Annotated in this window: 19 protein-coding genes and 1 pseudogene (1 of these 20 cut by a window edge); 6 read left to right on the plus strand and 14 right to left on the minus strand. The window is 70.5% G+C overall.

What is annotated here, in order from left to right:
* Nucleotides 1-4,967, plus strand: partial view of an EndoU domain-containing protein gene (locus tag OG210_RS08875; RefSeq protein WP_371535675.1) — the 3' portion only. 22,138 nt of this gene lie to the left of the window's left edge; the window shows 4,967 of its 27,105 coding nt (coding positions 22,139-27,105); its start codon lies beyond the left edge, outside the window; it ends in the stop codon at nucleotides 4,965-4,967.
* Nucleotides 4,968-5,067: 100 nt separating this feature from the next.
* Nucleotides 5,068-6,618, plus strand: coding sequence for a hypothetical protein (locus tag OG210_RS08880; RefSeq protein ID WP_371535677.1), 1,551 nt, complete (start codon nucleotides 5,068-5,070; stop codon nucleotides 6,616-6,618).
* Between the two features lie 24 nt (nucleotides 6,619-6,642).
* Here the strand turns inward: OG210_RS08880 and OG210_RS08885 are convergent, their stop codons facing one another.
* From OG210_RS08885 to OG210_RS08940, 12 genes are all read right to left on the minus strand, one after another.
* Entirely contained in the window at nucleotides 6,643-7,515 is an 873-nt protein-coding gene (locus tag OG210_RS08885) for a DMT family transporter (RefSeq protein WP_328330757.1), read from the minus strand.
* Nucleotides 7,516-7,786: 271 nt separating this feature from the next.
* Nucleotides 7,787-8,431, minus strand: a complete 645-nt coding sequence (locus OG210_RS08890) for an OmpA family protein (RefSeq protein WP_328330755.1) — start codon at nucleotides 8,429-8,431, stop codon at nucleotides 7,787-7,789.
* 3 nt (nucleotides 8,432-8,434) lie between these two features.
* Nucleotides 8,435-9,028, minus strand: coding sequence for a hypothetical protein (locus OG210_RS08895; RefSeq protein ID WP_328330753.1), 594 nt, complete (start codon nucleotides 9,026-9,028; stop codon nucleotides 8,435-8,437).
* A gap of 13 nt (nucleotides 9,029-9,041) precedes the next feature.
* On the minus strand, nucleotides 9,042-9,644 hold the full coding sequence (locus OG210_RS08900) for a pilus assembly protein TadG-related protein (RefSeq protein WP_328330751.1): 603 nt from the start codon (nucleotides 9,642-9,644) through the stop codon (nucleotides 9,042-9,044).
* Nucleotides 9,641-9,871, minus strand: coding sequence for a hypothetical protein (locus OG210_RS08905; RefSeq protein WP_328330749.1), 231 nt, complete (start codon nucleotides 9,869-9,871; stop codon nucleotides 9,641-9,643). Before OG210_RS08905 ends, OG210_RS08900 begins: the two co-directional genes overlap by 4 nt.
* Nucleotides 9,872-10,287: 416 nt before the next feature.
* The gene (locus OG210_RS08910) at nucleotides 10,288-11,178 is read right to left on the minus strand and encodes a DUF5936 domain-containing protein (RefSeq protein ID WP_328330747.1); all 891 of its coding nucleotides are present in this window, start codon (nucleotides 11,176-11,178) and stop codon (nucleotides 10,288-10,290) included.
* An 18-nt stretch (nucleotides 11,179-11,196) separates the two neighbouring features.
* The gene (locus OG210_RS08915; RefSeq protein ID WP_328330745.1) at nucleotides 11,197-12,135 is read right to left on the minus strand and encodes a type II secretion system F family protein; all 939 of its coding nucleotides are present in this window, start codon (nucleotides 12,133-12,135) and stop codon (nucleotides 11,197-11,199) included.
* 32 nt (nucleotides 12,136-12,167) lie between these two features.
* A complete protein-coding gene (locus OG210_RS08920; protein WP_328330743.1) occupies nucleotides 12,168-13,505 on the minus strand; it encodes a CpaF family protein in 1,338 nt (445 codons plus the stop codon).
* Nucleotides 13,502-13,966, minus strand: a complete 465-nt coding sequence (locus tag OG210_RS08925) for a TadE/TadG family type IV pilus assembly protein (RefSeq protein ID WP_328330741.1) — start codon at nucleotides 13,964-13,966, stop codon at nucleotides 13,502-13,504. The genes OG210_RS08920 and OG210_RS08925 overlap by 4 nt, the downstream gene beginning before the upstream one ends.
* Nucleotides 13,963-15,573, minus strand: a complete 1,611-nt coding sequence (locus OG210_RS08930) for an AAA family ATPase (RefSeq protein ID WP_328330739.1) — start codon at nucleotides 15,571-15,573, stop codon at nucleotides 13,963-13,965. Before OG210_RS08930 ends, OG210_RS08925 begins: the two co-directional genes overlap by 4 nt.
* A 27-nt stretch (nucleotides 15,574-15,600) precedes the next feature.
* Nucleotides 15,601-16,314, minus strand: a complete 714-nt coding sequence (gene cpaB / locus OG210_RS08935) for a Flp pilus assembly protein CpaB (RefSeq protein WP_328330737.1) — start codon at nucleotides 16,312-16,314, stop codon at nucleotides 15,601-15,603.
* A complete protein-coding gene (locus tag OG210_RS08940) occupies nucleotides 16,311-17,168 on the minus strand; it encodes a hypothetical protein (RefSeq protein ID WP_328330735.1) in 858 nt (285 codons plus the stop codon). The genes cpaB and OG210_RS08940 overlap by 4 nt, the downstream gene beginning before the upstream one ends.
* 422 nt (nucleotides 17,169-17,590) lie before the next feature.
* On the opposite strand from OG210_RS08940, the pseudogene OG210_RS08945 reads away from it, so the two are divergent.
* Nucleotides 17,591-18,472: pseudogene (locus tag OG210_RS08945) on the plus strand (chitinase); the annotation flags it as partial.
* 112 nt (nucleotides 18,473-18,584) lie between these two features.
* On the opposite strand, the gene OG210_RS08950 reads toward OG210_RS08945, so the two are convergent.
* Nucleotides 18,585-19,055 (minus strand): hypothetical protein, encoded by a 471-nt coding sequence (locus OG210_RS08950; protein WP_371535685.1) that lies wholly within the window; start codon nucleotides 19,053-19,055, stop codon nucleotides 18,585-18,587.
* A 107-nt stretch (nucleotides 19,056-19,162) separates the two neighbouring features.
* Nucleotides 19,163-19,990, minus strand: a complete 828-nt coding sequence (locus OG210_RS08955; protein ID WP_328330731.1) for a serine protease — start codon at nucleotides 19,988-19,990, stop codon at nucleotides 19,163-19,165.
* A gap of 472 nt (nucleotides 19,991-20,462) precedes the next feature.
* Here OG210_RS08955 and OG210_RS08960 point away from each other — a divergent pair, with 472 nt between their 5' ends.
* The 3 genes from OG210_RS08960 to OG210_RS08970 all read left to right on the plus strand — a co-directional run bounded on the left by OG210_RS08960 (nucleotide 20,463) and on the right by OG210_RS08970 (nucleotide 23,856).
* Nucleotides 20,463-20,690, plus strand: coding sequence for a type A2 lantipeptide (locus OG210_RS08960; RefSeq protein ID WP_266853715.1), 228 nt, complete (start codon nucleotides 20,463-20,465; stop codon nucleotides 20,688-20,690).
* Nucleotides 20,691-20,812: 122 nt separating this feature from the next.
* Nucleotides 20,813-21,619, plus strand: coding sequence for an HlyD family efflux transporter periplasmic adaptor subunit (locus OG210_RS08965; protein ID WP_328330724.1), 807 nt, complete (start codon nucleotides 20,813-20,815; stop codon nucleotides 21,617-21,619).
* The gene (locus tag OG210_RS08970) at nucleotides 21,616-23,856 is read left to right on the plus strand and encodes an NHLP family bacteriocin export ABC transporter peptidase/permease/ATPase subunit (protein ID WP_328330722.1); all 2,241 of its coding nucleotides are present in this window, start codon (nucleotides 21,616-21,618) and stop codon (nucleotides 23,854-23,856) included. The genes OG210_RS08965 and OG210_RS08970 overlap by 4 nt, the downstream gene beginning before the upstream one ends.

The raw sequence follows: 23,856 nt of genomic DNA on the forward strand, positions 1-23,856 counted from the left end.
ACCGCGAACTGAGCCAGGTCACCTTCGACGTGGAGCTGTCGCCGACGGACGACCCGACGATGATCGCGTACAGCCCCGAGCTGATGAACATCCTGATCGGTTCCTCGGGCACGAGCACCATGAAGGACCTGACGCTGCTCGACCCCACCGACCAGCAGGGCCTGGACACCTTCCTGCACAACGTGGTCGGCCTGCTGCCGCCGCTGCCGCGCAAACCGGCCGGCTGGCAGCGCCCGCAGGGGCTGCCGCACCACACGCGACGCTCGGTCTGGGAGTCGGACGTGGCGACTTCACTGCACCGCAACACCCCGGCCGGAATACTCGAAGAGCCGGGCGTGCAGGCGCTGTTGGAGCAGCACCGAAGCCAGGAGCCGCCCAGCCCACTCACGAAGGCCGACCCGGACGCGGACGCGAAATCAGGGACGGACACAGCCACAGGCACCGGCACCGGCACCGGCACCGGCACCGACCGCATGGCCGCAGCGGCAAAGGAGCTCGGAGTACCCTCCACCGCTCTCACGAGCATCAAGGTCGCCCTGCAGGGCTCCGCCCTCCTCGGCCCGACGCTCACCGGACTCGACCAGCTGGCCGCCCGCATGGAGGCCTGGAAGCACTCCACGGGCGCGCTCGTCCAGCGGATGACGGAGCTCGGTGCGCCGCTCCCCCACTGGTGGGACTTCTCGTCGTACCTGCATTCCAAGCAGCTCACGATGAACGACATGCTCGACATGGATCTGGCCTCCGCACGGAAGCTGTACAGGGACTCGTACGCCCATCCGCTGCCGCGCGTCCCGCACGAGACGGCGGACCAGGCCTACGCACTGGGCGTGCACCCGGCCTATCTGCAACGGCTGGCGGACGCACTCCAGGTGGACCCGTCGGCCATCGCCAAGCTGGGCGAGGACAAGTTCCGCTGGCAGCAGCCGCTTTCGCCCGAGGCCGTGGCGCTGGACTACCGGATCCGCAACCAGCAGAAGCTGGCGGATCTCCACTTCGCCCGCGACCACGCACGCTTCGACGCCGTCGCCGACAGGCTCCTGGGCAGCGACACCGGCCTCACGGAGCAGCGGTTCCGCTCCTTCATGCAGTGGTCGACGGTCTCGGACGTGGGGCTGCACATCTTCACGGACGAGCGCCTCCGGGAGCTGGCCGAGCACTGGCGTGAGGACACGGAGGACGGCACCGACCCGGTGCCCGAGGACTTCGACCCGCGCAAGGACCGGGAGAAGCATGCCGCTCTGCTCCATGAGGCCGACCTCGCCCGGCAGTCGGGGCAACTGACCAAGGAACTGACGGAGACGCTGAACAAGTACAAGCGGTACATCCGGAGCAAGACGGAGCTGCTGGACCTCTGGTACGAGGGGGGCGCGGCCAAGGACGCCGGCCTGCCCGTGACACCGTCCACGGACCCGCAGCCGCCCCACCCGTCCGCGCCCACCGCCCTCCCGCAGCGGCCCACGAACCCCCAGCCGGACCTCGGCACCCCGCAGCGCCCCACCAACCGCGGCCGCTCGGATTCCACACCGCCTCCGCCTCCCGTCCCCCCGCAGACACCCGTGACCCGGCACCGGTCGGATTCCGTACCGCCGCCCGCGCCCGCGCCTGTGCCTGTGCCTGTGCCTGTGCCTGTGCCTCCCAGCGTCGAGATCCACCGCCCCTCGGTCCCGTTCATGCACAGTTCGGGCCACACGGGGCCCTCCTGGGACCGCAGGTTCAGCGCGCGGCGCACCGTGCTGCCGGGCGGGGCCGCCCAGGCGGAGATCACCGTACGCATCCACCTGGACCCCCAGGGCGGTGTCACGCCCGAGGTCGTCCAGGCCGCCAAGGACATGGCGGTCGGCGGTCTCAAGAAGTACTACAACGACCCGGACCACCGCCTGCCGAACGGCGACCTGCTGCGGGTGAGGGCCGAGTTCACCGACGACCCGAAGCAGGCGCACCACACCATCGCGGTGCACCCCAATACCGATGGCAACGGCCGGTCGAACAGCGCGAACTGGTTCCTCTCCATGGAGACCGTCGAGGCCCAGTCGGCCATGCCGCCCCATGAGATCGGCCATCTGATGGGCCTGTGGGACTACTACCGGGACCACACCCCGGGGCTCGCCCACTGGCCGGTGTACGACGACCACGCGCTGATGGGCAGCGTCTACGTCGACCCGCTCTTCGGCCGGCCGGCGGCCGACGCCCGATTCCAGCGTCCTTCGGTTCGGTCGCCGTATCTGCGGCTCATGCCCCGCGACCTGCTGGTGCTGGGCACCGCGATCAGGGCGGCGATGCCCGAGGCGCCGCGGGCCACCGTCGACATCCCGCTCGACGTACGGGAACGGGTCCTGCGCGGCAACCCCCGCACCGGAACCCCTGGCCTGCTCGCCCCGCAAGGTGCCGCGGACCGGCTCCGCCCCATGGCCACCACGGAACGCAACCCGAACGGCACCTACCAGGCGGGCACCCACCCCGACGGCAGCGTACGGACCATGTTCCCCGACCACTGGACCCTCGAAGAGGCCCTCTACGCCGTCCGCCAGGTCTATCTGCGCGAACAGGCCACCGGTCACCTCGTGCCCACCACGGACACCCCCGGGATCGAAGCGGGGAACTTCCACTTCACCGGCGACTACCAGGGCGTACGGATCACGGGCACGGTCGACGGCAAGGGGACCGTCACCGATTTCGCCCCCCACTCCGACCAGGCCGGGCTCATGCCGCCCTTCCACCTCAGAAGGCCCAGGGCTCCCGAACTTCCCCCCTATTTCGCACATCTCGCACCGCCGCCCGGGATGCCCAGCGAACCCGCGATCGGGGAGGGCACGCTCCGCTTCGTGACGTACGGCTCCACCCACAACAGGACTGGCGTCCACTACGCGCTGCCCGAGCGGGCCGGAGTCGAGGCACAGTACGACCAGGGCGTCCTGATCAACCCGCTGTGGAGCGCCCACCCGAACGGCACCCAGTGGGCCACGGTCTGGTTCAGAGACCCGAACCTGCGGGGGCTGACAGAACAGGCCGCCGCCAACGGCACCCCGCCCCCGCCCGAATGGCAGCTCGGCGACCAGGAGAACGGGACCGTGCTCGGCGCCGACGGCACGGCGACCGTCGGCCAGTTGCTCTTCCCCTCCTCCTGGTCGACGCACCAGGTGTGGGAAGCGATGGTCGTGGCCCACCGCAACGCGCTCGGCTCGGGTTCGTGGGTCCAGGTCCCGGAGGGCGGATACCTGTGGGAGGGCACCTACAACGGTGTCCGGATGCACGGGCATGTCCGCGACGGCGAGCAGCTGTGGGTCCGGCCCTCCACGCACCAGCCGCCGGTACCGCGCAGCTCTTCCGAGGTGCTCGCGGTCACCGCTCCCGTGCACACCCAGGTGACCAAGCCGAACGGCACGGCGGCGGAGTTCAGAGTCCAGCGGGAGGTCCACCAGGACGGGGCTCTGGGGATACGCGTGACCCGGGTCCTGCCGCATCCGCCGCTGGACCCGGCGGAACTCCGCCGGGTGACCGACGAACTGCTGCCGCAGGTACGTGAGCAGCTGACCGCCGAGTTCAACCACCCCGACCCGGCCGGGCGCCGCGACTTCAGCCGGGTCACCTTCGACATCGAGCTGGCACCGACGGCCGACCCGGCGATGAAGCTCACGCGTCGCTCCGACATCTTCAAGATCCTGATGGGTGACGTGGACACGAGCACCCTGACGGACCTGATGGCGGTCGACGCCACCGACCCGTACGGCCTGTACCACTTCCTGAACACCGTCGCCCCCACGCTGCCGCCGGTACCGGAGCCAGCCGGCTGGCAGGGCCCGCAGGGGCAGCCGCACCACGAGCAGGACCCGGTCTGGAAGTCGGACGTGACGACGTGGGTGCGCCGCAACACCCCGGCCGGGCTGCTCGACGAGCCGGGCGTACGGGGGCTGCTGGAGCAGCACCGAAGCCTGCAGCCGCCCGGCCCGCTCACGAACGCGACCACGAGCACCGACACGGGTGCAGGCACGGACCGCACTGCTGTGGCGGCCCAGGCCCTCGGACTGCACCCCACCGCCCTCGCCAGTATCAAGGTCGCCCTGCGGGGCCCCGCCCCTCTCCGCTCGGCCCTCGACGCACTCGACCTGCTGGCCGCCCGGCTGGAATCCCAGCCGTACTCCACGAGCGCGCTCGTCCGGCGGATGTCGGAGATCGGTGCGCCGCTCTCCGAGTGGTGGCACTTCGCGTCGTATGTGCACACCAGGCAGGGCCTGATGTCCGACGTGGTCGGCATGGACCGGGTCTACGCCCAGGAGCTGTTCGACGACTCACGCCGCCATCCGCTGCCGCAGGTCCCGAACGAGACGGAACTCCACGCCTACGAGCTGGGTGTGCACCCGAGATACCTGACACGGCTGGCGGACGCCCTCCGGGTGCCCACGGCGGACGTCATCTCCCTGGGCGAGGACAAGTCCTTCTGGCAGCAGCCCCTTTCGCCTGAGGCCGTGGCGCAGGAGTACCGGGTCAACGAGCGCCTTCGGCGGGAAGAGGTCCGCATCGCCCACGATCGCGCCCGGTTCGCTGCCGCGGCCGACGAACTACTGGGCGGCGCACCGGATCTCACGGAGCAGCGGTTCCGCTCTTTCGTGCACTGGTCCCAGGAGGCGCAGCACCTGGGCCTGGACGTCTTCACGGATCAGCGCCTGCGAGAGCTGGTGAGCCACTGGCGCGGGAAGACGAACGGCGGCACCGATCAGGTGCCTGCGGACTTCGACCCGCGCGAGAAGGGGAAGTTCCAGGCCGATCTGTTCCTGAAGAGGGACCTCGCGAGGCGGTCGGGGGCGCTGCCCACGGAACTGGCGGAGGAACTGGCCCTCTACGAGCAGTTCGTCCAGTTCCAGCTGACGCAGCTGAACGCGCGTTACCCGGGGGGTGTGTTCGAGGACGACGGTCCACCCGTGACACTGTCCACGGACATCTTCGCCGCGCTGTCCGGCGCGGGCGACTGACAGGCACCACTGCCGTACACGACCGACGCACGGCTGACGCACGCGAACGACGCACATGAGCAGTACGAGCAGTTCGAGAAGCAGGAGAGGCGAGGTGGCCATGGCGAGCACGGAACCCGAGTCGAACAGCGAGGTGTCCGCTGCTGCGGACACGTCCGAGGAGGCGGCGCCGGGAGCGGGTACGCAGACCGAGACGGAGAAGAGGGCCGAGGCCGAGACAGCGAAGTCCACCGCCGTGACGCTCGCCGGTGGCGTGATCGGCGCGGAGGTGCCTGCCGCCACTCGCGTGACGGAGAGCAAGGCAACGACGCTCGAACCGGCGCCCGCGGCCGAGCCGGTGGCCGCCGAGAAGCCCGAACCGCAGAGGGCCAAGAAGGCGGAGAAGGCCGGGGAGACGGAGGAAGCGGAGAAGCCCGGAGCAGCTTCGGAACCTGCTCCGGAACGGGCTTCGGAAGCCACGCCGACCCCCGCCACCGAGCCGGAAGCCACGGCCACCCCCGCCACCACGCCCGCGACCACCGCGGCCACGACGTCCCGTGGGATACCGGCACTCACCGCCGTACTGGGCACCCTCACCCGGAGCCGAACCCGCACCCGTACGTCCTCCGGCTCCACCGCAGCCGTGAGCGCCGCGGGTGGGAACGGCCCCGGAGGCACCGGTGCGGAGGACGACGAATCGACACCCGGCAAGGTCTCCCGGCCGATGGTCGCGGCTGCCGCGATCGGGGGCGTGGTGCTGCTCTCCCTCCCCTTCGTCGTCGCCTCGTTCACCGGCGGGGACGGCCCCAAGCACAACACCAGGAACACCGCCGCCGGATACACCGACCCCGGCGCCGGGGCGGACGGCTACGTACCGCAGTCCGACGCCTCCAAGGCACCGCTGGGCAAGGGCGGTTCGAAGGGCCCCGGCGGATCGGCCCCGGTGGGCGGTGTGAACGCTCCGCCCATCCACGAAGCCGCGTCGGCGGACACGTCCGGCGGCCCCGGGGCCACCAAGACGGACGGCCATTCGTCGAAGAGCACGACCGGATCGGGCTCCTCCACGGACAAGGGGAAGACCGGCACGAAGACCGACTCCTCGTCGGGCAGCGGCACCTCCAACACGTCGAACAAGACGACGTCCTCCCCCAAGGTGCTCTACTCCGCGATCGGCGGAATGCACTGCTCCAACAGTTCGGTCACCTACACCGAACGCGGCAAGTACACCGACGACCAGAAGGGCTGGACCACTCACAACGGCTCGTACGCCTCAGGCGGCTGCGAGGGCTGGTACCGCTCGATTCCCATGTCGGGTGACTCCAGCGACAGCGACAACAGCGCGGTGTGGAACTTCCGGACCGGCGACGTGAAGTCCGGCAGCTGCAAGGTCAGCGTCTACATACCGAACGACAGCAACGTCGGACACGTCGGCGGCCAGCCCACGTACTACACCGTCCACGACGGCACGAGCACTGCGGGCGACACCCAGCTCGGCCATTTCGAGATCACGCAGGTGAGCCACCGCGGCGAGTGGATCGCGGCTCCCTCGTACCAGATCAACTCAGGCGTGCTGAGCGTCAAGCTGCACGACCGGGGCGACGACTGGAGTTCGTCGTCACGCGCGAACGCGCACAACGCCTCGGCGGCGATCAAGGTGGAGTGCACCGCGTAACGCCCAACGGGCCCGGTCCGCCGTTCACTTCACCCGGGACGGCGGGCCGGTGCTGCCGGAGGCCAGCGGGGACCGGGCCAGCTCGACGCAGCCGAGGCCGACCAGGGCGAGCGCGGCCAGCTCCGGCACCAGCCACCAGCCGGTACGCAGGGTCTCGCCGAACAGGGTCACTCCGTACAAAATGCTGATGAGTGCGTCGCCGAGGGTGAGCATCGGCTGGACCGCGACCAGGGTGCCCGCCTGGAGGGCGTTCTGCAGCAGGAAGAGCGCGCCCACGCCGGCTGCGGCCGTGCCGTAGAGCTGCCAGGCCTTGAGGAGTTCGACCCAGCCGTCGGCGTCGCTCAGCCGCGCCATGGCGTCCTTCATGAGTGCGGCGGTGAGTGCGTAGCCGCAGGCAGCGGCCAGTCCGAGGAGGGCCCCGCGGGGGTTGCCGCGGGTCTTGAGGGCCGCGCCGATCACGACCGCCTCGAAGATCCCGGTGAGGATGAGAGCCGGGATCCACCGCAGCCCACTCACGTTCTCGCCACCGCCACCCGGAGCCGCGGTGGCCATCCCGAGGGCGAGGCCCAGGGTGACGGCGGCCACGCCGTACCAGATGCTGTGGGGCAGCTTCACACGCATGAGGTGGCCTGCGAGCAGCAGGGTCGCGGGCAGTTCGATGACGAAGATCGGCTGCACCACGGCGATCGGTCCGGTGGCCAGCGCTACGGCCTGGCAGACGGCCGCGACGATCACCAGGCCGATCCCGGCCAGCCACACCCGCTGGCGGATCAGGTGCCCGAAGAGGGACACATGCATCGCCTCGTCGTCGGGCACCTTCGCGGCGGCACGGCGCTGGAACACGGATGCGGCGCCGTTACTGAGCGCGGTGAGCACGGCGAAGAGGACACTGATCACCGGTCCATGATGAAGGCCGGGGGATACGAAACGGGGATCTCCCCGGGTCGGGCCGCGCCGCCACCGCCCGGGCGCGCGCGGAGCGCGGGGTCCGACCCCACCCCCGTAGGCGCCGGACCCCAACACGAAGCGGATCGCACCCCGGGTCGGACACACCGGATCGCGCGCCCCGGAGCCGAATGGCCTCGCGACACAGTGCCCGCACGCCGGTACGCGCGGCAACCGAATTCGGCCACCAGCAGAAGCCGTTGCCGCCGTGGTTCCGGCGGAGCTACGAGCCTGCGCCGGGCCCGGGCTTCTCGCCACGGGGGAAGGAGATCTCGACGCGGCGGTTCTTCGTACGGCCCTCCTCGGTGGCGTTCGAGGCGATCGGGTAGTCCTCGCTGTATCCGCGGATGTCGAACGTGACGTCGGAGCCGAGCGACTTGGCCAGCTCCTCCTGCACGGCGTCGGCCCGCCGCTTGGAGAGGACCTTCCCGTGCTCGTACGAGCCGAGGTCGTCGGTGAACCCGAAGACCCGCACCTTGGTGGCGTGCTGGGCCAGGGCTTCGTCGGCGATGGCCTTGATGCGGGCCCTGGCCTCGGGGTTGAGCTTGGGGCTGTCCTTGGGGAAGAGGACTTCGGCCTGGAGCGCGAACGTCACATCGGCGTTGGTGTCCTCACGTCGCTCCTCACCGCCGAGGTCCTCGACGACGGACTTGATGTCGAGGACATGGGAGGCCGCGAGCGTCGCGCCGTCGCCGAGCCGCAGCCCGGGGGCGGCCGGGTCGATGGTGGGCGGTGGCGAGGACGTCGTACTGTCCGGGGGCGTGCTGGGGCCGGGGCTGGGACCGGCGGCATGCGCCCCGGTGATGGTCAGCCCGGTGAGCAGGAGGGTGGCGGCGAGGGTGGCCGCGGGGCGGCGTGGTCGTCTCATCGGTCACTGCCCGTCGGAGATGTCGATGGTGGCGGGAGGCATGTCGCCGATCTGGAACTCCACGGACTTGGTGCTGGCGGGCGGGGCGGGGAACTGGGCGTAGAACGTTCGCTCCTCGCTTGCCTGGAAGGCACCGACGAACTTGGTGCAGAGGCAGCGACCGCTCGTGTCACGGAGGATGAGGTACTTCTTCTTGCCCGTCTGGTCGACCAGCGAAGCACCGGCCATGGATGCCGAGTTGCCGGCCAGCTCGCTTTCGTCCCCCGCCCATGAGGTGGGAGTCCAGATCTTGCCGCTGCCGTTCGTCACCTTTCCACTGATGGTGACGAAGCCCCCGGAGTCGCGGACGGCCGAGGTCACGGTGAGCCCGATGCCGTCATCACCCTTCACCTCGGCCAGGACCTTGTCGCCGGCCGGAGCCGGGGACTGCTGAGCCTTTCCGTCACCGGCGGTGTCCTTCGTCGCGGGCGACGACGCACTCGACTGGTCCTTGCCGCCGCCGTCGCCTCCGCAGCCCGCCACGGTGAGCGCCAGGCCCGCTGTGACTGCCACGGTGGCCAGCGCTCTGCGGGCCTTCAAGGTGCGACGCATGCTCATCTACTACTCATCCTCACTCGGCCAGGCGGACAGCGAACAGATCCTTCGGCTGGGGCAGTTCAATCGTGTCGAGCTTCTTCGGGTCGATCTCCCAGTGCCGGCCGTCGCAGTCGAATTCGACGAGTTTCGGGTCACCGGACGGCGTGACGGAGCAGCGCGGCTCGATCATCGCGACGGCGTGGGCCTTGGCGTGCCTGCCCTCCGTACCGGGGATGACGGACTTGCCGACGGTGAAGCGGGTGGTGACGCTCGCCTCGAAGGCGGGGTACCCCTTGACCGTCGTCGGCGCGAGCCCGTCGAGGGTGGCGTCGTTGTCGCCCGCGAGCCGGGCCGCCGCGGCGCTCCCCGTACCGGCGACAGGGTGGTCACCGAGAAGCCAGCCCGCCCATGCGTCCTGCTGCCCCAGCGAGCCGGTCAGGCCGTCGGCCATCTGGTTCCGTACGTCCTGGGCCGCAGCCAGGGCTGCCGCGTCGGCGGCGGACTGAGCGCCGTTCCTGGCGACCGCGGCCTGAGCGAAGGCGAAGTAGGCGAACGCCAGAAAGAGCAGGCCCCCCACCACAACCACGTAGATGAGGATCGTCTGCCCCTGGTCGGCCCCCAGGTGATGTCGCGTCACTTGCCGCCGGTGATGGAAGCCACGGCGTTGCTGATCGCGCCCGAGATGATTCCCTGCAGCCCCAGCCCCCGCACCGCCACCACAATCAGCGCCACGATCACCAGCAGCCCGCCGTACTCCACGATGCTCGCGCCGCTGTCGCCCGCGTGCCTGCGCATCCGGGAGACGACCGTGTCGCGCCAGGTGCCGAGTGCCAGATACGCCTTGAGCGTGATGTCCTTCGCCATGCTCTGCCCCTTCGGGAACGTACGACTCCGTCTCTGCGGCAGGGCTGCCGTGCGCGGCACCCCGCCTCCCCTCACCGCGCAGGAATTCAGCCATGGCGGCCGGGCTCCCGCGCGGACGTTCCCAGCCATATCGCTCTCGCTGTACGGCTGTTCATGCTGGTTCGGGTGCCGCTGGCAGCGGCGAACCGCTGGTCGCTCGCGCCGGAGGCGGTACGGTGCATGACCTCCGCCTCCCTCGGACTCGGCCCGAAGTCATATCCCTGGGGAGAGGGTGGCACAAAGGGTTGCGGCCTCGAAGCAGCTGACAGAAAGTGGCCGGATCCCACCCTCCGTATCAACGGCACTCTCGGTATCAACGGCGCTCTCCGCATCGACGGCCCCCTCCGCCGCAGCAACGCCCACCGTGGTGTCATCGCTCAGTTCCCGAACAGCGAGCCGAAGTCGGTGGTGGAGCCCAGGAACATGTTCGTCACGATCAGGATGAGCGTCGCCGGGACCATGGTGATCAGCGTGACCACTGTGGCCTGCGGGATCGCTTTCGCCGCCCGGCGGCGGGAGTTCTGGGCGTCGGTACGGCGCATGTCGTTGGCGATCTGTATGAGGGTGTCCGCGATCGGCGCGCCCAGCTCCTCGCCCTGCTGGAGCGCGCTGACGAACTGCGATACCTGCTCGGACTCATTGCGCCTGCGCAGTTCGTCGAACGCCTGGCGGCGGCTGACGCCCATGTCCATCTGGCGCAGGGTGATGCGCAGTTCGTCGGCCCAGGGGCCCTCGTACTTCTCGGCGACCCGCTCCAGCGCCTGCCGGAAGCCGAGGCCCGCGCTGACGACCACGGCGAGGACGTCGAGGAAGTCCGGCAGCGTCCGCTCGATGATGTCCTTGCGCTTGCGGATGGCCTGCCAGATCGTCGCGTCGGCGGCGAACGCCCCGTAGGCGAAGGCGAAGACGGCGAAGAACCAGCTGCCGTTGGTGAGCAGCGCGAGGCCCGCGAGACCGCCGAAGATGCCGTACACCGCACGGCGGGCAGCGTAGCGGTCGACGGTCAGGCCGCCCGGGTTGCCCGCCGAGTCGATCCTGCGGCGCTTCTTCTCCACCGCCCGGGGGCCCATCGCCCTGAGCACGGCGGGCGCGAAGCGCATCCCCGCCCGGTCGACCGCCGCCTCGGCGCCGCCCACCCGGGTGGCGCCGACTTCGAGTGCGACGGCGAGATCGCTGGGGACCTTCACCTCGGAGCGGTACATCCGGACGCCCAGGAACATCCCGGCGACGGCCGCGCCGAGTACGAGGGCGAGCACCAGTCCCACCATGGCTGTTGTCCCGTCCCCTCAGACTTCGATCTTGCCGAGGCGCCGCATACCGATGAAGCCGACGGCGTACAGGGCGAGCGCGACGAGCACGGCCGCCTGGCCGAGCGGGTGGCCGGTCATCCGGGCCAGCGAGCCGGAGTCCATCGAGTTGAGCATGATCATGGCGCCCACGCCGAGCAGCGGCAGGGTGTAGGCGGTGGCGTTGACCTCGGAGAGCATCGTCACGACCTCGCGCCTGGTCTCCTTGCGCTCCTCCAGCGTCCCGGTGAGGTTGCGCAGGCTGCCGACGACCGTGCCGCCCGCGCGGTTGGAGAGGACCAGGGTGGTGACGAGGACGACCAGTTCCCGGGAGGGCAGCCGGGCGGCCAGCTCGCCCAGGGTCTCGTCGATCGACCTGCCCAGCGCCAGCTGTGCGGTGACCGTCGCCAGCTCCTCGCCCGCGGGCGCCTCCAGCTCCTCCGCCGCCATGCCCAGTGCGGTACGGAGAGCGAGCCCGGCGGCGGTCGCGTTGGCCAGGATCCTGGACAGCTCGGGAAGCTGGTTGATGAAGGCCTCGATGCGCTTCTGGCGCTGCCAGTTGAGGAAGGTGTTGCCCGCCCACAGCGCGACAAGCCCGGCGACCGGACCGAAGAACGGGGCCAGTGCGGCGGAGGCGATCAGCCAGAGTGCGGCGAATCCCCCGACGACGTACACGGCGAACTCGCCCGCCGTCAGATCCAGACCGGTCGCGGACAGGCGCAGCTGGAGCCGCTTGCCGAAGGCCGTCCCGCGGAGTCTGCGGTCGACCCCGCCGAAGCGGCGGACGCGCAGCCCCTCGGGGCGCGGTCCGCTGTACGAGAGCCGGTCGACCAGGGCTTCGCGCTGGGCCTTCCCCCTGGCGTACACATGGACACCGGCGACGGCGAGCACACCGCAGAGCAGCGTGCCGCCGATCGCCAGCAGAGCGGTGTTGGTCATGGCCTTGCCCCACCTCTGGTCATGGTGCTGCCCTACCTCGCCTCTCTCGTGTTGAGCGGGTCGACGCCTTCCACCACGCCGAACGCGGGCGGCAGCGCCTCGTTCGCGAGGTACAGCCGCTCCGCGATCCTGCGCGGCAGCGGCAGATGCTCGAACCGGCCGTGCACGACCCGGTCCGCGGTCATCGGCTGTGCGCGGAACCGCGAGACCGTGGAGATCTGGAAGCGCTCGCGCCCATGGCTGACGAGCAGCACCAGCTCGCTGACCTTGCGGGAGCCGTCGGCGTGCCGGGAGAGCTGGACGATGACGTCGACCGCGCTGTTGATCTGGTCGCGCAGCGCCTCGAAGGGGATCTCCACCTCGGACATGGACCCCAGGGTCTGCAGCCGCATCAGCGCGTCCTCGGCGCTGTTGGAGTGCACGGTGGCGAGCGAGCCGTCGTGGCCCGTCGACATCGCCTGGAGCATGTCGAGCGTCTCGCCGCCGCGCACCTCACCGACGATGATCCGGTCGGGGCGCATCCGCAGCGAGTTGCGTACGAGGTCGCGGATGGTGATCTGCCCGTTGCCCTCGACATTGGCCGGCCGGGTCTCCAGGCGTACGACATGGGCCTGCTGGAGCTGGAGTTCGGCCGCGTCCTCGACGGTGATGATGCGCTCGTGGTCCGGGATGAGTCCGGAGAGCGCGTTGAGGAGCGTGGTCTTCCCCGATCCTGTGCCGCCGGAGACGATCACGTTGAAGCGGGCCCGGACGAACGCGGAGAGCAGCAGCAGCATCTGCTCGTCCAGCGTGCCGAGCGCGATCAGCTCCTGGAGGCGGTACGCGCGGGGGAAGCGGCGGATCGTGAGGGTGGGTCCTGTCAGGGAGAGCGGCGGGATGATGACGTTGACGCGTTCGCCGGAGGGCAGCCGGGCGTCGACCATCGGATTGGACTCGTCCACCCGGCGGTTGACGGTCGACACGATGCGCTCGATGGTCTGCATCAGCTGCTCGGTCGAGGCGAAGCGCATCGGGAGCTGCTCCACGCGTCCGGCCCGTTCCACGAAGATCGAGTCGGGGCCGTTGACCATGATCTCGGTGATGGAGGCGTCTTCGAGGAGCGGTTCCAGTACGCCGAGGCCGAGAGCTTCGTCCACGACCCGGCGGATCAGCTGGGAGCGCTCGGCGGTGGAGAGTACGGGGCCCTCGCGGCTGATGATGTGGCCGAGTACGCGTTCCAGCCTGGCGCGCCGGTCGGCGGCGGCCAGCGAGGACATCTCGGCGAGGTCGATCTCCTCCAGGAGCTTGGCACGGTAGACGGCGACCTGGTGGCCGTCCTCCCGGCCGCCGCCGTGCTCCTCGGGGGCGGCGATGCGGGCCCGCAGGCTCATGGTGCCTCCCTGTCGCTCCGGGCCGTGGCGTTCCCGGCTGTGGCACTCGCGGCGGTGGCGTCATTCGGCATGGCGACGGTGCGGTGGACCGGGCCGAAGAGGTGGAAGCCCGGCAGGACGGACGGGACTTCGATGGTGGCGGTCGCGCTGACGGTGTCGCCGCCGCGGACCGAGACGGTGGTGTTGCCCTGGAGCCAGCCGGACACGGCGTCGAGTCCGGCGGCCCGGCCGGTACCGGCCTCCAGGGCTTCGGTACGGGCGGCCGCGCGGGCCGCCGTGCCTGCCTGGTTGGCGGTGTATCCGACGATGCCGAGCTGGATGGCTGCCATGCCGATGAAGAGGAGGACCGGGAGCATTCCGGTGAATTCGAGGATGGCGGTGCCACGGTCGTCCCGGCGATGCCTTCCGAGGAGCGGGGTCCGGGGCGGAGCCCCGTGGACGGTACGCCGCGCAGCCTTCATCCCTCACCTCCCTCAAGTGCCGCCCCCGCGCTGCCGTCCACCGGCCACGGGAAGTTTCCGGCTCCCGGGAAGAGGACCGGGGTGCGCAGGTGGACCGTGGCCTTCATCAGGTTTCCCGACGCGCCGCAGGACACCGACGCCGCCCCGCGCCAGTTGGCCGGCAGCCGTTTCAGGCCCGCCTCCCGGCAGCCCGCCGTCGAGCCGTCCACCGCGTACGAGGCCGTGGCCGCCCGTGCCGCCTCGTCCGCCGCGTTGCCCGCCAGGGAGAACGTGTAGCCCCACAGCACGCACTGCCACATCGCCACCAGGACGAAAGCGATCAGCGGGGCCATCCCGGCGAACTCGACCAGCACCGCGCCCCGGTCACTGTCGTTGCGGCCGCCCCGGCCACGCAGCCGGCCACCCCGGCCGCCCCTGCCGTGGGCAGCCCCGGCGGGCGCCTTCACCAGGCCGAGTTCCCCGGCCAGGCCCCACATGGCCTGCTTGACCGTGGAGCGGCTGTCCAGGTCCTGCATCCGGCCCGCGTCCACCGCCGCCTGGAGTTCCTTGAACCCGGCCGGGATCGCGGTGCGGGCCGACTTCGTACCCGTGATGCGTTCGACCAGCGGCGGCTGGATGTCGGCGCTCCGGGTGGCCCGGTTGACGACGGTGACCGTCTCCTCCGCCTTGCGGACCTGGAGCCGGTCCCACATCCGCACCATCCGCTTGGCGGCCCGGACGGCCACCACATCGGGGGTGACCAGGAGCAGTGCGTGGTCGGCCATTTCGACGGCCGCCGCGTTGGCGCCGGTGAGCTGGGTGCCGCAGTCCACGACCACGATCTCGTACCGGCCCCGCAGTGCGCTGATCGCCTGCCGGGCGACCCGGTCGGTGACCTCTTCGCCCCGCTCGCCCTCGCCGGGCGCCAGCAGCAGCCCGATCCCGGTCGGGTGCGCGTAGACCGCGTCCTGGATGACCCGGGGCGAGATGTCGGCGATGCCCGCCAGGTCGGCGATGGAGCGGCGGAACTGTACGTCGAGGTAGGAGGCGACGTCACCGGACTGGAGGTCGAGGTCGACCAGGGCGACGGACCTGCCGGACGCCTGGGCCGCCAGCGCGAGCTGGACCGCGGTCACGGTGGCGCCGACCCCGCCCTTCGCCCCGGTGACCGTGACGACCGTGCCGCCGGGCCCGGCGGCCGGGTCGGGGCCGCCGCCGAGATGGCGGCGTACGCCGGTGGACCAGGAGGCCGCGTTCTGTACCCGGGCCGCCAGCTCCTCGTAGCCGAGCGGCAGTCCGATGAGGCCGCGGGCGCCCGCGTCCATCGCCGATGTGTAGAGCAGCGGGCTGATGTCGGCGGTGATGAGGACGACGCCGACCGCCGGGAAGCGCAGCGCGACCTCCCTGATCAGCTCAAGGGCGGGGGCCGGGCCGATCCGTTCGTGGACCAGGACGACCTCGGGCAGCTCGTCGAGCGACTCGGCGGCCAGCCGGGCCAGCAGGTCGAGCAGTGAGGTCGAGTCGGCGACCGGCGGGAAGGGTTCCGCGTCGGGGAGCTGGCTGAGCAGGGTGATCACCGCGCGCGCCGCGTCCGGGTCACCGGCCACGGGGAGGATGCGAGTCGTCATCTGTCCCTCACTTGTCCCATCTGGCCCTCACTTGTCGCCGTCGAGGGTGTAGGTGCGGTCGCGCTGCGGGACGGCCGGGCTGCCGCCGGCCGCGACGAGCGCCAGCCGGACATGGGTCGCGAAGGACTCCGCGTACGCGACGCGCTGGGCGTCGAGCGTCTTGAGGGCGAAGGTGATCGGGACGGCGTCGGTGGCCTGCCGGGAGCGGTCGCTCTCGTTCTGGCCGGGATCGAGGGCGGTGAGCTTGCCGACGTCCACGACGCGCGCGTTGGAGACGATGACCTTGGAGGTGTCGGGGACGCCCTTGTCGTCGCCCTTGAACGTCGCGTAGATGTTGACGTCGGAGCCCGGTGTGATCTTGCCCGCCACCCCGGTGGAGGCGTCGATCATGATGGCGATCTCCTGCTCGCCCGCGCTGAGTTCGGGCTGCTGGACGATCATGTCGCTCTGCAGCAGCGAGCCCTTGCGCAGCTGGGTGACGGCGATCTTGCCGCGCACCTGGGCCAGATCGGTCACCGCGTTGCCGGAGAGCCACTTCCGCGGCATCCGCGTCTCCTCGAAGTCGCCCGGGGTGAGCTGCTTGTACGGGGCTATGTCGCTTCTGACGCGGTACGCGGTGACCTCGGGACCGACTTTCGCATTCACGTTGCGGATGACCGAGAGCACGCCGATGATCGCTGCGACGGCACAGACGGCCGACAGGATCAGCAGGACGACGCCGCGGCGCTGGCGGGAGTTCACTGGGCGGGCAACCTCTCGAGCTGGGCGTGCGGATCGGCGAACGGCGCGGAGCAGAACCCGCAGCGGTTCCCTATGAGTTCGAGCCCGCACCATCGGCACCGCTCACGTCGTACGGAGGAGACCAGCTGGTGGAGGACGGAGAGTTCGGGGATGGCCGCGGCGAACTCCACGAGCCGGGGCGTCGCCCACCAGCCGGCCGAGTCGGCGGGCAGCGCGGTCTCCAGATGGCCTTGGACCCGCCAGGCCGGGGCGAGCACCGTGGTCACCCAGTCGGACTGGAGCTGGCCCCTGGCGACGAGCAGCCGGGTCGCGAACGACGGCCCTTCGAGCAGGCCGGGCTCGGTGCCGGTCACCTTGGCCAGCTGCGGTGCGGGTGAGGCCAGTACGGCGAACTGGGAGCCCGGCAGCCAGGACTTGGCGTGCGCCGTCAGGGAGACCGGTACGTGGTCGAGCCGGGTGACCGTCGGGAGCAGCGCGCCCGCGTAGATGTAGTGGGCGAGCAGCCGGGCCGCCGAGGCGAGGACACCGGGGCTGAAGTCGCAGACGGAGAGCTGGCGCAGCTGCCGGGCGAGCACCGCGACACCGAGCGGCGGCAGGTCGACGGGCAGCAGGGCGATGCGGTCGCTCTCCAGGACCGAGCGCACGGCGTGCAGCCGCTGGACGTACGGCGCCGGCAGCGCGGCCGCGTACGGCACGACGACATATCCGTGCTGTTCGAGGAGGGCGTGGAAGTCCGCGATGGAGGCTTCGAGTGACTGCGCGGAGGGCGGCTGGAGTACGGCGGCGAGCGGGGTGTGCCGGTCGGACGGCGGCAGCACGAGGTCGCCGCTGGTGACAGCTATGGCGGTCGGCACGTCGTGGTCCCCCGTTCACAGCGAGTTGCTCCTGCCTCAGCACTGTAGCCAGGGGACACGCCGGAAGAGCCACAACTGACCAAGATTCATTGGATCTTGGCGCACGGGCAACCGGTCCCGGAAGACGGAGAAACGGTGGAGAAGATGCCGCCGCCCGGACAGATCCCTTGACATTGCAATTGGTCTGGACCAGCTTGGTGGCATTCGGCGGTGGCCACCGTTCCCGTATCTCAGCCCCCACCCCCCACACCTGGAGGCCGTACGTGAAATCCAGACGATCCACCCGCGCCTGGCTGGGTACCGCCGTGGCCGCGCTCGCGGCAGCGGCCCTCTCCTTCGCCGGGACGACGGCCCAGGCCGCCGACCACACAGCCAGCACAGCCACCACGGCCAGCACGGCTTCGAGAGTCGCCACGGCAGCCCCGCCCGCCCACGCGGTCACCGGCTACTGGCAGAACTTCAACAACGGCGCCGCAGTCCAGAAGCTCAGCGACGTACCGGCGGACTACGACATCATCGCGGTCGCCTTCGCCGACACCGGAAGCTCACCGGGCGCCGTCACCTTCAACCTGGACTCCGCCGGGCTCGGCGGCTACACCCCCGACCAGTTCAAGGCCGACATCAAGGCCAAGCAGGCGGCGGGCAAGTCCGTCGTCATCTCGATCGGCGGCCAGAACGGCACCGTCTCGGTCAGCGACTCGGCATCGGCCGACAACTTCGCCAACTCCGTCTACGCGCTGATGCAGGAGTACGGCTTCAACGGCGTCGACATCGACCTGGAGAACGGCCTGAACTCCACCTATATGTCGCAGGCCCTCAAGTCGCTCGCCTCGAAGGCCGGTTCGGGTCTGGTCGTGACCATGGCCCCGCAGACCATCGACATGCAGTCGACGTCGAACGAGTACTTCAAGACGGCGCTCGCCATCAAAGACATCCTGACCGTCGTCAATATGCAGTACTACAACAGCGGTTCCATGCTCGGCTGCGACGGCAAGGTCTACTCGCAGGGCTCGGTGGACTTCCTCACCGCGCTCGCCTGCATCCAGCTGGAGGGCGGCCTCGACCCCTCGCAGGTCGGCCTCGGCGTCCCCGCGTCGTCGAGTGCGGCAGGCAGCGGCTATGTCGCACCGAGCGTCGTCAACAACGCGCTCGACTGCCTCACCAAGGGCAGCAACTGCGGCTCGTTCAAGCCCTCGAAGACCTATCCCGGCCTGCGCGGCGCGATGACCTGGTCCACCAACTGGGACGCCACGGCCGGCAACGCCTGGTCCGGCGCGGTCGGACCGCACGTCCACAGCCTGTAGCAACGGCTGCACCCAGCACGGCAGCGCCGCCGCTCCCCCGGCGGCGCTGCCGCCGTGCGTGGTCCCGTCGCGGAGGGACTGCACGCGGCCGGGGCGGCACGCGGCCGGGCGGCTACCGCGGGCGCCCGCCGAGGTAGTACCCGAGCACCGGAGCCAGCTCCGCGAACCACTGCTGGAGCTTGGCGCTGTTGCGGGCCTCCACCGCGCACTCGTAGAACATGCCGTCGCCGAGCACCACCGCCACCATGAGGGTGGTGCCCCCGTAGGACCCCTTGTACGGCACCGACCGGATATGGCTCCAGCCGAAGTCGGCCGTCCGGCCGTTCCGTTCGAAGGAGACCCCTTCACTGTCGACCACTACCGCGTTGTGCCGGTCCGTCGCCAGGAAGTCGGGTCCGCCCGCGAAGGAAGCGGGGCCGTAGGGCTGCTGCTGCGCCGGGGGCGGCGCCGGAGCGTACAAGTGCGGGGGCGGCGGCCCGAAAGCCTGCTGGGGCTGGGGCGGAGGCTGGTGGGACGGAGGCTGGTGGGGCGGAGGCGGGTACGGTCCCGGCGACGCGCCGCCCTGCTGCCCGGTCCATGCCATGTGCGGGGCCTCCTGCTCCTCGGTTCACCGCCCAGTATGACCGGACCGGGACGCACGACGGCGCCCGCCGGTCTCCCGGCGGGCGCCGTCGTACTCTCCTCCGGTCGCTACGGCTTGGGCAGGGCGCAGCCCGAGCGGCTCAGGTCGATCTTGTTGCCGGTGCCGACGCACGGCACGATCCCGTACGTCTCCTCGGCGTAGTTGATGCCCTGGTGGATGGTGACGTTGCCGTTCTCGTCCACCTCGCACGGGTTGTTCTCCGTGCAGCGCTCGCCGTCCTCATTGCCCGTGTTGTTGACGGCGACGACCTTGCCGGTCGCGGTGTCGACCACCGGCGATCCCGAGGTGCCCCCGATGGTGTCGCAGGCCGAGGTGTAGCGGAGCGAGTCCTTCCAGGTCCAGTCGCCCTCCTTGAGGCGGTAGACGAAACCGTCCACGTTGCAGCTGTAGATCTTCTTCCAGTACCCGGAGACCACGCTGATCGCCGTGCCCTGCGTGGGATGGGCGGCGTTGAGCTCCAGCGCCGAGATGCCGTACTTGCTCTGGATCTGTGCGTACGTGGAAGTGAGTTGGTACAGCGAGATGTCCGTGTCGGTCATCGTCGCGTACGCCACCTTGCTCGCCTTGAGCGTGGCGACCGAACTGCCGGCCGCGTTGAGCAGCGAGAAGGTACGGCTGGACGGCTGGTCGGTGATGACCTGGCCGGCGGCCGGGAAGCCGGTTTCCAGGCAGTGGCCGTTGGAGAGCACCAGCGCGGGATCGTCCGGCTGGGAGTCCGGCACGCGGACGACGGAGCCCGAGCAGTTGCTCAGCGCCACCGTTCCCGCGAAGTCGGCCGCTTTGACCGTGGGACGGCTGGTGGCCGCCACCGCGGGTGTCGCTGCCGCGCCCATGAGGAAAAGAGCGAGCAGAGCGCCGACGAGAGGCTTCTTCATGTGGGGGGTCCCCTCTGTGACCGAAGTTCTTCCGGTTTGACATGCGCATTCTTAACGCAAGAGGGGGTCACGGGGAAGGGCACCCCTCCCGGGGGTACCGGGGGCCACCGCCGTCACACCTGGCCCCTGAGCCCCTCCAGTGAACCTGCACACCGACTGCGCAGGCCGGTCACGGTGTCCCGAGAACAGGCACAACCCGCAGAATTGACGTTGGTCATTAATGCAGGAGTGTCCACTTTGGCGAAATTCACAGTGCGCCGGGTAATGCGAACCTTTGGATCCCGTGAAGGGGCTGTCCCGGCTTCGTGAACAGACCTGCACTCCCTCGCAATTCTGTGACCACACAGCCCCTGACCGGGGATGCTCCGAGTGGATGTGCGAGGCGTCATCGTGCTTTGATCCTCCGCACTGCGGGAGTTGCACCACTGGTTCCCGCAATGTCGAATTACCCCTGAGAAAGGCCGCTCACATCATGAACTCCGTCCCCCAGGTTCAGACCCTTGAGATCTCCGACGCCGACCTCGACAACGTCTCCGGCGGTCTCGTCGGTGGCCTCGTCAGCAACGTGACCGGCACGGCCGACTCCATCGCCCCGGTCTCGGGCCTCGTCGGCGGCGTCGCCGGCACGGTCGCGGGCCTGACCGGTGTCAACACCGGCGCTGTCACCGGCACGGTCACCGGCCTCATCGCCGGCGCCTGAGCCACAGCTCCACACGGGCCCCGGAACCTCCCCCCGGTTCCGGGGCCCGACGGCGCTCCAGGCCGTGTGCGCGAAGTCGCGCCTGTCGGCCCGCCGGCTCCGCAACGTAAGGGAAGAACGTCGTGCAGTTCCGCCAACAGGCCCTGTCCAAGCTGCAGTCGCCCGAGGAACTCGACCTTCCCGTGCGTCTCGCCAGACCGCAGGGGCTGCTCGCCCTGGTGGTCACGGTCGTGGTGATGGCAGCCGCCTCCGTGTGGGCGGTGACCGGTTCGGTGTCGTCGACACTGCGCGCACCCGGCATCCTGACGCACGCGCAGGGCAGTTACGTCCTCCAGAGCCCCGTCACCGGTCAGGTCACGGGCGTGCTCGCCAGGGAAGGGCAGCGCCTGCCCGCCGGCGCACCGGTCCTCAAGGTCCGTACAGCACAAGGCGACCGGCTCGTCCGCGCCATCGACGCGGGCCGCGTCACCACGCTCTCGGCCGGGATCGGCACGGTCGTCACCACCGGCGCGGATGTCGCCACCGTGGAGAAGACCCGCAGCGCCGGGGACCCCCTGCTCGCCATGGTCTACGTCCCGGCGGACAGCGCGGGGACCGTACCGGTCGGCGCGGACGTCGATCTCACCGTCCAGTCGGCGCCGTCCCAGCAGTACGGGATGCTGCGCGGGCGCGTACAGGCGGTCGGGCACGGCGCGCAGACCCAGCAGCAGATAGCCGGTTTCCTCGGCGACAAACAGCTGGCCGGGGAGTTCGCGAAGGGCGGCCCGACGGTCGCGGTCCTCGTGAAGCTCGTCAAGTCCTCCGCCACGAAGTCGGGTTACGCGTGGTCGTCCGCGGGCGGACCGCCGTACGCGCTCGACTCCATGACCCCGGCCTCCGGCGCCGTGCACCTGGCCGGGCAGCACCCGATCGATTGGCTGCTTCCGTGAGCCCCTCCCCCGCCACCCAGCAGCAACTGCCGCCGGCCGGCCACGGCCGCCGCAAGGCACGCCCCGCGCCCGCGCCGCGCCGCCGCCACCGGACCGTACGCACACCCACCGTCCTCCAGATGGAGGCCGTCGAGTGCGGTGCCGCGTCCCTGGCCATGATCCTCGCCCACCACGGCCGCCACGTCCCCCTCGAAGAGCTCCGCATCGCCTGCGGCGTCTCGCGCGACGGCTCGCGGGCCAGCAGCCTCCTGAAGGCGGCGCGCAGTTACGGCCTGACCGCCAGGGGCATGCAGATGGAGCCGGCCGCCCTCGCCGAGGTCAAGGCGCCCGCGATCCTCTTCTGGGAGTTCAACCACTACGTCGTCTACGACGGCATGGGCCGGCGCTTCGGCCGGCGCGGCATGCACATCAACGACCCGGACAAGGGCCGCAGGTTCGTGCCCGCCGAGGACTTCGACACCAGTTTCACCGGCGTCGTCCTCGTCCTCGAACCGGGCGAGGGCTTCCGCGAGGGCGGCCGCAGGCCGGGTGTCCTGAGGGCGCTGCCCGCGCGGCTGCGCGGCACCACGGGCACCATGCTCGCCGCGCTCCTCGCCAGCCTGCTCCTGGTCGCGACCGGCGCGGCGCTGCCCGCGCTCAGCCGTACGTACATCGACATGTTCCTGCTCGGCCATCAGACGTCGCTCCTCGGTGCGCTGTTCGCGTCGATGGCCACGATGGTGGCGCTCACCGCCGTCCTCACCTGGCTCCAGCAGGCGAACCTGCTGCACGGGCGCATCATCGCGTCGACGCTCAGCAGCGCACGCTTCCTGGGTCATCTGCTGCGGCTTCCCGTGACGTTCTTCGCGCAGCGCAGCCCGGCCGACCTGGTGCAGCGTCTCCAGTCGAACGACGCGGTCGCCGAGACCCTCGCGCGCGATCTGACCGCCGCCGGGGTCGACGGTGTGGTGGTGCTGCTGTACGCGGCGCTGCTGTGGACGTACGACCCTCAGCTGACGCTCGTCGGCGTGGGCATCGCGCTCGGGAACGTCGTCGCGATGCGGATCGTGATCCGGCTGCGCGCCACGCGGACGCAGAAGCTGCGCGCGGACACGGCGCGGCTCACCAACACCTCGTACACGGGCCTTCAGCTGATCGAGACGATGAAGGCGACGGGCGGCGAGAACGGCTACTTCCGGCGCTGGGCCGGGCAGCACGCCACCACCCTCGAGGAGCAGCAGCGCCTCGGGGTGCCGAGCGCGTGGCTGGGCATCGTGGCGCCGACCCTGGCCACGCTGAACAGCGCGCTGATCCTGTGGATCGGCGGTCTGCGCGCGGTCGAGGGGCATCTGTCGGTGGGGCTCCTGGTGGCGTTCCAGGCGCTCGTGGTCCGCTTCACCGCGCCGGTCACCCGCCTCAACGGCGTCGCGGGCCGCATCCAGGACTTCGCCGCCGACGTGACACGGCTGAAGGACGTCGAGAGCTTCCCCGTCGACTCCCTGTACGCCCGCTCCGAAACGGCCCCGAGCACGCGGCGCCTGAAGGGGCACGTCACGCTCGATGACATCACGTTCGGCTACAGCCCGCTCGACAAGCCGCTTCTGACGGGCTTCTCGCTGACGGTCGGGCCGGGGCAGCAGGTCGCCCTCGTGGGCGGCTCGGGCAGCGGCAAGTCGACGGTGTCGCGGCTGATCTCCGGTCTGTACAGCCCGTGGGAGGGCACGATCCGGATCGACGGGCAGCGTCTTGAGGACATCCCGCGGGGCGCGCTGACGGCGTCCGTGTCGTTCGTCGACCAGGACGTGTTCCTCTTCGAGGGCACGGTCCGTGACAACGTCGCCCTGTGGGATCCGTCGATCCCGGACGAGGCGGTCGTCGACGCGCTCAAGGACGCGGCGCTGTACGACGTCGTGGCGCGCAGGCCCGGCTCCATCCAGGGCCGTGTCGAGCAGGACGGACGGAACTTCTCCGGCGGGCAGCGCCAGCGGCTCGAAATCGCGCGGGCCCTGGTCCGGCGGCCGAGCGTCCTCGTGCTCGACGAGGTGACCAGCGCCCTGGACGCCGAGACCGAGCAGCTCATCATCGACAATCTGCGGCGCCGCGGCTGTGCCTGCGTGGTGATCGCGCACCGCCTCAGCACGGTCCGCGACAGCGACGAGATCGTGGTCCTCGACCACGGCCAGATCGTGGAGCGCGGCCGCCACGAGGAGCTGGTCGCCGCCGGGGGGCCGTACGCCGAACTGGTCAGGGAGCACTGA

The sequence above is a fragment of the Streptomyces sp. NBC_00466 genome (genome assembly GCF_041433995.1).
In the GTDB taxonomy this organism is placed as follows: domain Bacteria; phylum Actinomycetota; class Actinomycetes; order Streptomycetales; family Streptomycetaceae; genus Streptomyces.

Bases quoted from the DNA above. Each gene is read 5' to 3' on its own strand.
- OG210_RS08880 (WP_371535677.1), top strand. From the start codon at position 5,068: ATGGCGAGCACGGAACCCGAGTCGAACAGCGAGGTGTCCGCTGCTGCG.
- OG210_RS08890 (WP_328330755.1), bottom strand. From the start codon at position 8,431: ATGAGACGACCACGCCGCCCCGCGGCCACCCTCGCCGCCACCCTCCTG.
- OG210_RS08895 (WP_328330753.1), bottom strand. From the start codon at position 9,028: ATGAGCATGCGTCGCACCTTGAAGGCCCGCAGAGCGCTGGCCACCGTG.
- OG210_RS08905 (WP_328330749.1), bottom strand. From the start codon at position 9,871: ATGGCGAAGGACATCACGCTCAAGGCGTATCTGGCACTCGGCACCTGG.
- OG210_RS08910 (WP_328330747.1), bottom strand. From the start codon at position 11,178: ATGGTGGGACTGGTGCTCGCCCTCGTACTCGGCGCGGCCGTCGCCGGG.
- OG210_RS08915 (WP_328330745.1), bottom strand. From the start codon at position 12,135: ATGACCAACACCGCTCTGCTGGCGATCGGCGGCACGCTGCTCTGCGGT.
- OG210_RS08920 (WP_328330743.1), bottom strand. From the start codon at position 13,505: ATGAGCCTGCGGGCCCGCATCGCCGCCCCCGAGGAGCACGGCGGCGGC.
- OG210_RS08925 (WP_328330741.1), bottom strand. From the start codon at position 13,966: ATGAAGGCTGCGCGGCGTACCGTCCACGGGGCTCCGCCCCGGACCCCG.
- OG210_RS08930 (WP_328330739.1), bottom strand. From the start codon at position 15,573: ATGACGACTCGCATCCTCCCCGTGGCCGGTGACCCGGACGCGGCGCGC.
- OG210_RS08950 (WP_371535685.1), bottom strand. From the start codon at position 19,055: ATGGCATGGACCGGGCAGCAGGGCGGCGCGTCGCCGGGACCGTACCCG.
- OG210_RS08955 (WP_328330731.1), bottom strand. From the start codon at position 19,990: ATGAAGAAGCCTCTCGTCGGCGCTCTGCTCGCTCTTTTCCTCATGGGC.
- OG210_RS08960 (WP_266853715.1), top strand. From the start codon at position 20,463: ATGAACTCCGTCCCCCAGGTTCAGACCCTTGAGATCTCCGACGCCGAC.